Annotated in this window: 8 protein-coding genes and 1 pseudogene; all 9 read left to right on the forward strand. The window is 68.2% G+C overall.

Going from position 1 to position 8,113, the window contains the following annotated elements; genetic code table 11:
- A partial coding sequence (locus tag J7E68_RS02400; protein ID WP_251048549.1) for a carbohydrate ABC transporter permease occupies positions 1-843 on the forward strand: 843 nt, incomplete at its 5' end.
- Entirely contained in the window at positions 843-1,721 is an 879-nt protein-coding gene (locus J7E68_RS02405) for a carbohydrate ABC transporter permease (RefSeq protein ID WP_215169520.1), read from the forward strand. The genes J7E68_RS02400 and J7E68_RS02405, both read left to right, overlap by 1 nt.
- Before the next feature lie 45 nt (positions 1,722-1,766).
- On the forward strand, positions 1,767-3,404 hold the full coding sequence (locus tag J7E68_RS02410; RefSeq protein WP_215169522.1) for a glycoside hydrolase family 13 protein: 1,638 nt from the start codon (positions 1,767-1,769) through the stop codon (positions 3,402-3,404).
- A gap of 167 nt (positions 3,405-3,571) precedes the next feature.
- On the forward strand, positions 3,572-4,567 hold the full coding sequence (locus tag J7E68_RS02415; protein ID WP_215169524.1) for a metal ABC transporter solute-binding protein, Zn/Mn family: 996 nt from the start codon (positions 3,572-3,574) through the stop codon (positions 4,565-4,567).
- Complete coding sequence (locus J7E68_RS02420; RefSeq protein ID WP_215169526.1) at positions 4,564-5,418, forward strand: metal ABC transporter ATP-binding protein; 855 nt, start codon at positions 4,564-4,566, stop codon at positions 5,416-5,418. Before J7E68_RS02415 ends, J7E68_RS02420 begins: the two co-directional genes overlap by 4 nt.
- 5 nt (positions 5,419-5,423) lie before the next feature.
- The gene (locus tag J7E68_RS02425) at positions 5,424-6,293 is read left to right on the forward strand and encodes a metal ABC transporter permease (protein WP_215169532.1); all 870 of its coding nucleotides are present in this window, start codon (positions 5,424-5,426) and stop codon (positions 6,291-6,293) included.
- Between the two features lie 44 nt (positions 6,294-6,337).
- Positions 6,338-6,754: a transcriptional repressor gene (locus J7E68_RS02430; RefSeq protein WP_215169528.1), complete on the forward strand. Its 417-nt coding sequence runs from the start codon at positions 6,338-6,340 to the stop codon at positions 6,752-6,754.
- Positions 6,751-7,797: a permease gene (locus J7E68_RS02435; RefSeq protein WP_311416109.1), complete on the forward strand. Its 1,047-nt coding sequence runs from the start codon at positions 6,751-6,753 to the stop codon at positions 7,795-7,797. The genes J7E68_RS02430 and J7E68_RS02435 overlap by 4 nt, the downstream gene beginning before the upstream one ends.
- Positions 7,784-8,113 (forward strand): annotated as a pseudogene (locus J7E68_RS02440) (DUF1980 domain-containing protein); the annotation flags it as partial. The gene J7E68_RS02435 and the pseudogene J7E68_RS02440, both read left to right, overlap by 14 nt.

Consider the following 8,113-nt stretch of genomic DNA (forward strand, 5'->3'; position numbering starts at 1 on the left):
CCGATCTCCTACCTGTTCCTGCTGCCGCCCCTCGTGATCTTCACCCTCGCGATCACGGTCCCCGCGGTCATGGGCATCTTCTTCAGCTTCACCGACTCGATCGGCATCGGCGAGTGGAGCTTCAGCGGGCTGACCAACTACATCGCGATGTTCAGCGATCCGGCCATCCTGCAGAGCTACCTGTTCACGTTCGGATTCTCGATCGCCACGGTGATCGTCGTCAACGTGATCGCGTTCCTCCTCGCGGTGGGGCTGACCTCCCGCATCCGCTTCAAGACGGGCCTTCGCACGATCTTCGTGATCCCGATGGTCATCTCGGGCATCATCATCGCCTACGTCTTCAACTTCCTCTTCTCGAACTCCCTTCCCGCAGCGGGTGCCGCAGCCGGGATCCCGTGGCTCGAGACGAGCCTGCTCGCCAACCCCGACCTGGCCTGGGTCGCGATCGTCATCGTCACCGCCTGGCAGGCGGTGCCCGGTGCGCTGCTGATCTACATCGCAGGTCTTCTCTCGGTGCCCAGCGAGGTCTATGAGGCCGCGAGCATCGACGGTGCGAGCAAGACCCAGCAGCTGACCCGCATCACGATCCCGCTGGTCGCGGGATACGTGGTGATCAACGTGATCCTCGGCTTCAAGGGGTTCCTCAACGCCTACGACATCATCGTCGGCCTCACCAACGGCGGACCCGGCACCTCGACCCGCAGCGTCGCGATGACGATCATCGCGGGCTTCAACGGCGGCGACTACGCCTATCAGATGGCCAACGCGACGATCTTCTTCATCGTCGCGGTGCTCATCTCCCTGCTGCAGCTCTCGCTGACCCGCGGAAGGAACGCACTCTGATGTCGACGCAGACACTCACCACCATCCCCACCTCGGGAAAGAAGCCGCGCGTCCGCATGGAGCGCGTCAACTGGTCGGGCACGATCATCCTGATCCTGGCCGCCGTCACCGTGCTGCTGCCGCTGTACGTGACGCTGTCGATGGCGTTCAAGACCACCGCCCAGGCGGTCGACGGCAACGCGTTCTCGCTGCCCGCCCCGTTCAGCATCGACGGGTTCGTCGAGGCATGGAACCTGACGAAGTTCCCGGTCGGCGCCGGCATCTCGCTGCTGGTCACCGCGGGCACCGTGATCGCGACCATCATCCTCGCCGCGTTCGCGTCCTACGCGATCGTCCGCAACTGGGATCACCGCCTCTTCCGCTACTCGTTCTTCTACCTGCTGGCGGCGATGTTCATCCCGTTCCCGGTCGTCGCGCTGCCGCAGATTCAGCTGACGGGTCGTGTCGGTCTCGACAACCCCTTCGGCGTGATCATCCTCGCGACGATGTTCCAGTTGAGCTTCAGTGTTCTGCTCTTCACCGCGTTCCTCCGGTCGATCCCGATCGAGCTCGAAGAGAGCGCCCGCATCGACGGAGCATCCACCTGGCAGACGTTCTGGCAGCTGATCTTCCCGCTGCTGGCACCCATGAGCGCCACGGTCGGCATCTTCGCCTTCCTGTACGCCTGGAACGACTTCATGATGCCGTCGCTGATCATCTCGGATCCGGCGATGCAGACGCTCCCGGTGCGGCAGAACCTCTTCCAGACCCAGTTCAGCAACAACTACAACGTGTCGTTCGCCTCGTACCTGATGGCGATGGCCCCGGCGATCCTGGCGTACCTGTTCACGCAGCGATTCGTCATGGAGGGCGTCACGCAGGGCGCCGTCAAGGGCTGACACCTCTCACACCGCAGACCGCAACACGAAGGAGCACCACCCCTCATGACCGATGCGCTTCTCACCGAGACCCGCGACGACACGACGGCAGCATGGTGGCGGCAGGCCGCCGTCTATCAGATCTACCCCCGCAGCTTCGCCGATGCGAACGGCGACGGACTCGGCGACATCCCGGGCATCGTCTCGCGGGCCGACTACCTGCGTGACCTCGGCATCGATGCCGTGTGGCTCAGTCCGTTCTATCCGTCGGCGCTCGCCGACGGAGGGTACGACGTCGCCGACTACCGCAACGTCGACCCGCGCCTGGGCACGCTCGACGACTTCGACGACATGGTCGCAGCCCTGCACGAGCGCGGCATCCGCGTGGTCGTCGACATCGTGCCGAACCACTCGTCGGATCTGCACGAGTGGTTCCAGGAGGCGCTCGCCGCAGGCCGCGGCTCGGCCGCTCGCGAGCGATACATCTTCCGCGAGGGATCGGGGCCCGACGGCNNGTGGGACCGGGTCGACGACGGCCAGTGGTACCTGCACAGCTTCGCCCCCGAGCAGCCCGACCTCAACTGGGACCACCCCGAGGTGCGCGAGGACTTCCTGAAGACCCTGCGCTTCTGGTCGGACCGCGGAGTCGACGGATTCCGCATCGATGTGGCGCACATGCTGACGAAGGATCTCAGCGAGCCGCTGCCCAGCACCGCCGAGCTCGAACTGCTGCCGCACGACGGCAACCACCCGCTGCATGACCGCGATGACGTGCACGAGGTCTATGCCGAGTGGCGGCGGGTCTTCAACGAGTACGACCCGCCTCGCACGGCCGTCGCCGAAGCCTGGGTGAGCACGCCCGAGCGCCGGGCAAAGTACGCCTCGGCCGAGGGGCTCGGTCAGGCGTTCAACTTCGACCTGCTCGTCGCCGACTTCGACGCGACGCAGTTCCGCACGATCATCACCGACAACCTCGGTCAGGCGGCGATCACCGGGTCGTCGACGACGTGGGTGCTGTCGAACCACGACGTGACACGCCACGCGACACGATACGGACTGGCTCCTCTGGCCGGACGCACGGGGGTCAAGCAGGGCGTCGAGTGGATCGCCGCAGGCGGGCCCGATGCCGAGCTCGACCGTGAGGGGGGTCTGTGTCGGGCGCACGCCGCGACGCTGCTGCTGCTCGGCCTGCCCGGCAGTACCTACCTGTATCAGGGTGAGGAGCTGGGTCTGCAGGAGGTCGCCGACATCTCGCCGGAGCAGCGCCAGGACCCGGCGTTCTTCCGCGGCGCCGTGTTCGACGGTCTCGGACGCGACGGATGCCGCGTGCCCCTGCCGTGGACGGCATCCGGCCCGTCGTTCGGATTCGGTGCCGGCGACGCGCATCTGCCGCAGCCCGAATGGTTCGGCGAGTACGCAGTGGATGTCGAGGAGGCCGACCCCTCGTCGACGCTGGCTCTCTATCGTGAGGCGCTGCGACTGCGCCGCGAGCTGCAGACCGATGAGGCCCTCGAATGGATCGAGACGGGCCGCGCGGATGTTCTGCGCTTCGCCCGCCCGAACGGCTGGCAGATCGTGACGAACTTCGGCGCCGAGCCGTTCGACCTCGGGGCGGATGCGGCGGACGTCGTGCTCGGCACGGTCGTCGACGGCGCCGTCCCGGCGGATTCGACCGTGTGGATCGCGCCCGGGCTGATCGGCTGAGCCGGTTCCACTGAGCTGGTGCCACTGAGCCGTTTGTAGGACGACAGCACGGATGCAGGACGAGAACACGGTTTCTCGTCCTGCATCCGTGCCTCGGTCCTGCAGACGGACGTGCACGCCCCGCCGCGGATTTGATAATGGTTCTCATTAGCGTTTAGAGTGAGGGAATGAAGAAGTCGTTCGCCGCCCTCGCCCTCGCATCCGTCGCCGCACTCTCGCTGGCCGGATGCTCCACCCCCGCTGCGGGCGAGGGCGGCGACGGCGATGCGGTCGCGGTCGTCGCGAGCACCAACGTCTACGGCTCGCTCGCCACGCAGATCGGCGGGGACCGGGTGGATGTGACCTCGATCATCACCTCGGCAACCCAAGACCCGCACTCGTACGAGGCCTCGGCGCGCGATCGCCTCTCGGTGCAGAAGGCCGACCTCGTGATCGAGAACGGAGGCGGGTACGACGCGTTCATCGACACGCTCCTGCAGGATGCCGGCGACCCGCACCTGGTGACGGCCGTCGAGTTCTCGCACGACTTCCCCGGCAACGAGGGCCACTCCGACGAGGCAGAGGGCGCGACCGAAGACGAGCACGACCACGACCACGCCGAGGGCGAGGAGGGTCATGAGGGCCACGACCACATCGAGGGCTTCAACGAGCACGTCTGGTTCGACCCGCACACGATGATCCATGTCGTCGAATCCATCGCCGAAGAGCTCAGCGAGCTCGACCCCGACGGCAAGGCGGAGTTCACCGCCAACGCCGACGAGATCGTCGCCGACCTCGAGGGCTTCGAGGCCGACCTCGAGACGCTCAAGACGGATGCCGCCGGTGCGAACGTGATCATCACCGAGCCGGTGCCCGGCTACCTCGCAGAAGCCGCCGGACTCACCGATGTCACCCCCGAGGGGTTCGCCGAGTCCGTCGAAGAGGGCAGCGACGTCGCACCCGCGACCCTGCTCGCCACGCTGAATGTGCTCGATGCGGGTGACGTGCGCGCCGTGCTCACGAACGCGCAGACCGGCGGGGCCGAGACGCAGCGCGTCGAGGATGCCGCAACGGATGCCGGCATCCCGGTCGTCGCCTTCACGGAGCTGCTCCCCGAAGGATCGTCGTACTCTGAGTGGATGAGTGACGCGATCCAGAGCCTCGCCGACGCGCTCCAGTCGTGAGCGCCGCCGCCGACGCGCGGGCAGGAGCCGAGAAGTCGAACCCGGTGCTCGAGGTGCGGGGAGCCGCCCTCCAGCGCGGTGACCGGGAGCTGTGGTCGGGTCTCGACCTGACGGTCGACCCCGGCGAGTTCATCGCCGTGCTCGGGCCGTCGGGTTCGGGAAAGACGACGCTGTTGCGCAGCATCCTGGGCCTTCAGCCGCTGTCGGCGGGCGACATCACGGTCGCCGGCGGGCCGGTGCGCAAGGGAAACCCGCGCATCGGGTACATCCCGCAACAGCGCTCGCTCGCCCCCGACACGAGCATGCGGGCCCGCGATCTGGTCGCGCTCGGGGTACAGGGCAGCCGCTTCGGCTTGCCGATCCCGCATCGCGGCGACAAGGCCAAGGTCGACCAGCTGCTCGCCTCGGTCGGAGCCGCGCACTACGCCGACCGCCGGGTCGGGCTGCTCTCGGGTGGAGAGCAGCAGCGGCTGCGTGTCGGGCAGGCCCTGGCAGACGAGCCGAGCCTGCTGCTGTGCGACGAGCCGCTGTCGAACCTCGACCTCGCGAACCAGGTCGCGGTGACCGACATCATCGACCGTCAGCGCCGTGACCGCGGGGCGGCCGTGCTGTTCGTGACCCACGACATCAACCCGATCCTGGGCCGCGTCGACCGCATCCTCTACATCGCCGGCGGGCGCTTCGTGCTCGGCACCCCCGAAGAGGTGCTGCAGACCCGCGTGCTCACCGAGCTCTACGGCACCCCGGTGTTCGTGCTGCGCGCCGGCGACCGACTGGTCGTCGTCGGGGTTCCGGATGCCGAGCCCCACCACCTTCACGACCACGATCACGACCACGGAGGTGCCGCATGACCGTCATGACCGGCATCGTGCAGGCCGTCGACTGGAGTGACGTCTTCTCGTTCCAGGACTACGGCGAGCTCGTCGCCCTGCTCGCGAACTCGATCATCGCGGGTGCCGTGCTCGGCATCGTCGGCGGGCTGATCGGCGTCTTCGTGATGCAGCGCGATCTCGCGTTCGCCGTGCACGGCGTCAGCGAGCTGTCGTTCGCCGGTGCCGCCGCGGCGCTGCTGTTCGGCGGCAGTGTGGTGGTCGGCTCTCTCGGCGGCGCACTGGTGGCGGCGATCCTGATCGGGGTCCTCGGGGCCAAGGCCCGCGACCGCAACTCGATCGTCGGCGTGCTGATGCCGTTCGGCCTCGGCCTCGGCATCCTCTTCCTCTCGCTCTACGACGGCAGAAGCGCCAACCGCTTCAGCCTGCTGACCGGGCAGATCGTCTCGGTCTCGAGCCCCGACCTCGGCTGGCTGCTCGGCATCAGCATCGTCGTGCTGCTCGGGCTTCTGCTGATGTGGAACCCGCTGCGCTTCGACTCGCTCGACCCCGAGTCGGCGGCGGCCCGCGGCGTGCCCACGCGCGCCGTGAGCCTGCTGTTCATGGTGCTTCTGGGCCTCATCGTCGCGGTCAGCGTGCACATCATCGGCGCGCTGCTGGTGATGGCGCTGCTGGTGACTCCGGCGGCCGCCGCGATGCGCCTCACCGCAGGACCTGTGGCGGTGCCCCTGCTCGCGGCGCTCTTCGGCTTCGTGTCGGCGGTCGGCGGCATCCTGCTCGCGCTCGCGGGCACGCTGCCGGTGAGTCCGTACATCACGACCCTGTCGTTCACGATCTACGTCGTGTGCTGGATCGTCCAGCGCGCACGCGGCGGGGTGCGCCGCGTGCGGGCCTGACGTTCCCAGGGCCCGGCAAGGGCTACGCGCCTAGACTCGTGGGTATGGCTCAGCGGAACACCTGGCAGCGCGATCGCGTGCGCGAAGCCCTCGCCGACGCGCGAGGGTTCGTCAGTGCGCAGAACCTGCATGCCGCGCTGCGCGACGACAACACGGGCATCGGCCTCGCCACGGTCTACCGGGCACTGGCCGGGCTCGCAGCCGCAGGCGATGCGGACTCGCTGCAGAGCCCCGAGGGCGAGGCGCTCTACCGTGCCTGCACGACCCAGGGGCACCACCATCACCTGATCTGCCGCAACTGCGGACTCACCGTCGAGATCGAGGCGACCGACGTCGAGCAGTGGGCGCACCGCACCGCCGCTCTCCACGGCTTCACGGATGCCGCGCACGTCGTCGACATCTTCGGGCTGTGCGCCTCCTGCACCAACAAGCGCGACGCCGAAGAGGCAGCGAACGCGTGAGCGCCCAGACCGGCATCCGGACGGGGCACTCGCACGCTTCCGCGCGCCGCCCCACCCGATCGCCGCGCTCGCCGTGGATCGGGGTGGCCCTCGGTGCCGCGATCGTGGCGGCGCTGTTCCTGGTCGACCGGTTCCTGCCGGCGCTCTACACAGCCACCCTGCCGAACCGGGCCCAAGACGGTCTGACGCTCGCGATGAGCGTGCTGATCGAGGCGCTGCCGTTCGTGATCCTGGGAGTGCTGCTCTCGATCGTGGTGCAGGTGTGGCTGCCCGCCGACGTGATCCACCGCTGGCTGCCGAAGCGCGCATGGGCGCGTCGGGCCGTGCTCTCGCTGCTCGGCATGCTGATCCCCGTCTGCGAGTGCGGCAACGTGCCGTTCGCGCGCGGACTCATGATGCGCGGACTCGCCCCGGCCGAGGCGCTGACCTTCCTGATCGCCGCCCCGATCGTGAACCCGATCGTCATCCTCACCACGCACGCGGCGTTCGGCTTCGACGACGGCATCCTGGTCGCCCGACTCATCGGCGGCTACCTGATCGCGAACCTGATCGGCTGGATCTACAGCCGCCACCCCTCGCCCGACTCGCTGCTCACGCAGCGGTTCATCGACACATGCGACCGCGTCACCCACGAGCACGGCACCCCGGTGCGCCGCAGCCTCACGCAGTTCCTCGTCGAGCTGCGCGCGGTGATGCCTGCCCTCGTGATCGGCTCGGCGCTCGCCGGAGCCGTGCAGGTGCTGATCCCGCGCGACGTGCTGCTGGCGATCGGCTCGAACCCGGTGCTGTCGATCCTCGCGATGATGGCTCTCGCGATGACCGTCGCGATCTGCTCGAACGTCGACGCCTTCTTCGCGCTCTCGTTCGCCTCGACCTTCTCGTCGGGCGCGCTCGTGGCCTTCCTGCTCGTCGGCCCGCTGGTCGACGTGAAGATGCTCGCGCTGATGCGCACGACCTTCACCACCCGCACCCTCGTCGGCATCGTCGGCGTGGTCGTGTTCGCCGCCTTCGCGATCGGGATCGGGGTGAATGTCTTTGTCTGAGCACTCCGAGCACGCCTCTGAGCATGCCTCCTCCCGGGCCCGAGCCCTCGGCAGCCGCTGGCTGGGCATCGGCCTCGCCACCGTCATCTCGGTGGTCACTCTCGGGCTCGGTCTGACCGGGCGGCTGAACCTCTACATCAGCCCCGAATCGATCTGGTTCGCCTGCGCTGCAGCCGTCATCACCCTGGCCGGCGCGATCTGGTCGTGCACGCTGCCGCTCGGCGACGAGGGCGATCACGGTCATGACCACGGTGATGCCGATGATTCGCAAGCGCAGGCCGCGCCGCGCCGCTCGCTCGCCGTCGTCGGCACGGTG

Origin of the sequence: Microbacterium sp. ISL-103 (assembly GCF_018613995.1) — a bacterium.
Classification (GTDB): Bacteria; Actinomycetota; Actinomycetes; order Actinomycetales; family Microbacteriaceae; genus Microbacterium.

What these genes read in the sequence shown, in the direction of transcription:
- J7E68_RS02415 (WP_215169524.1), top strand. Translation starts at nt 3,572, where the DNA reads ATGAAGAAGTCGTTCGCCGCCCTCGCCCTCGCATCCGTCGCCGCACTC.
- J7E68_RS02430 (WP_215169528.1), top strand. Translation starts at nt 6,338, where the DNA reads ATGGCTCAGCGGAACACCTGGCAGCGCGATCGCGTGCGCGAAGCCCTC.
- J7E68_RS02425 (WP_215169532.1), top strand. Translation starts at nt 5,424, where the DNA reads ATGACCGGCATCGTGCAGGCCGTCGACTGGAGTGACGTCTTCTCGTTC.
- J7E68_RS02405 (WP_215169520.1), top strand. Translation starts at nt 843, where the DNA reads ATGTCGACGCAGACACTCACCACCATCCCCACCTCGGGAAAGAAGCCG.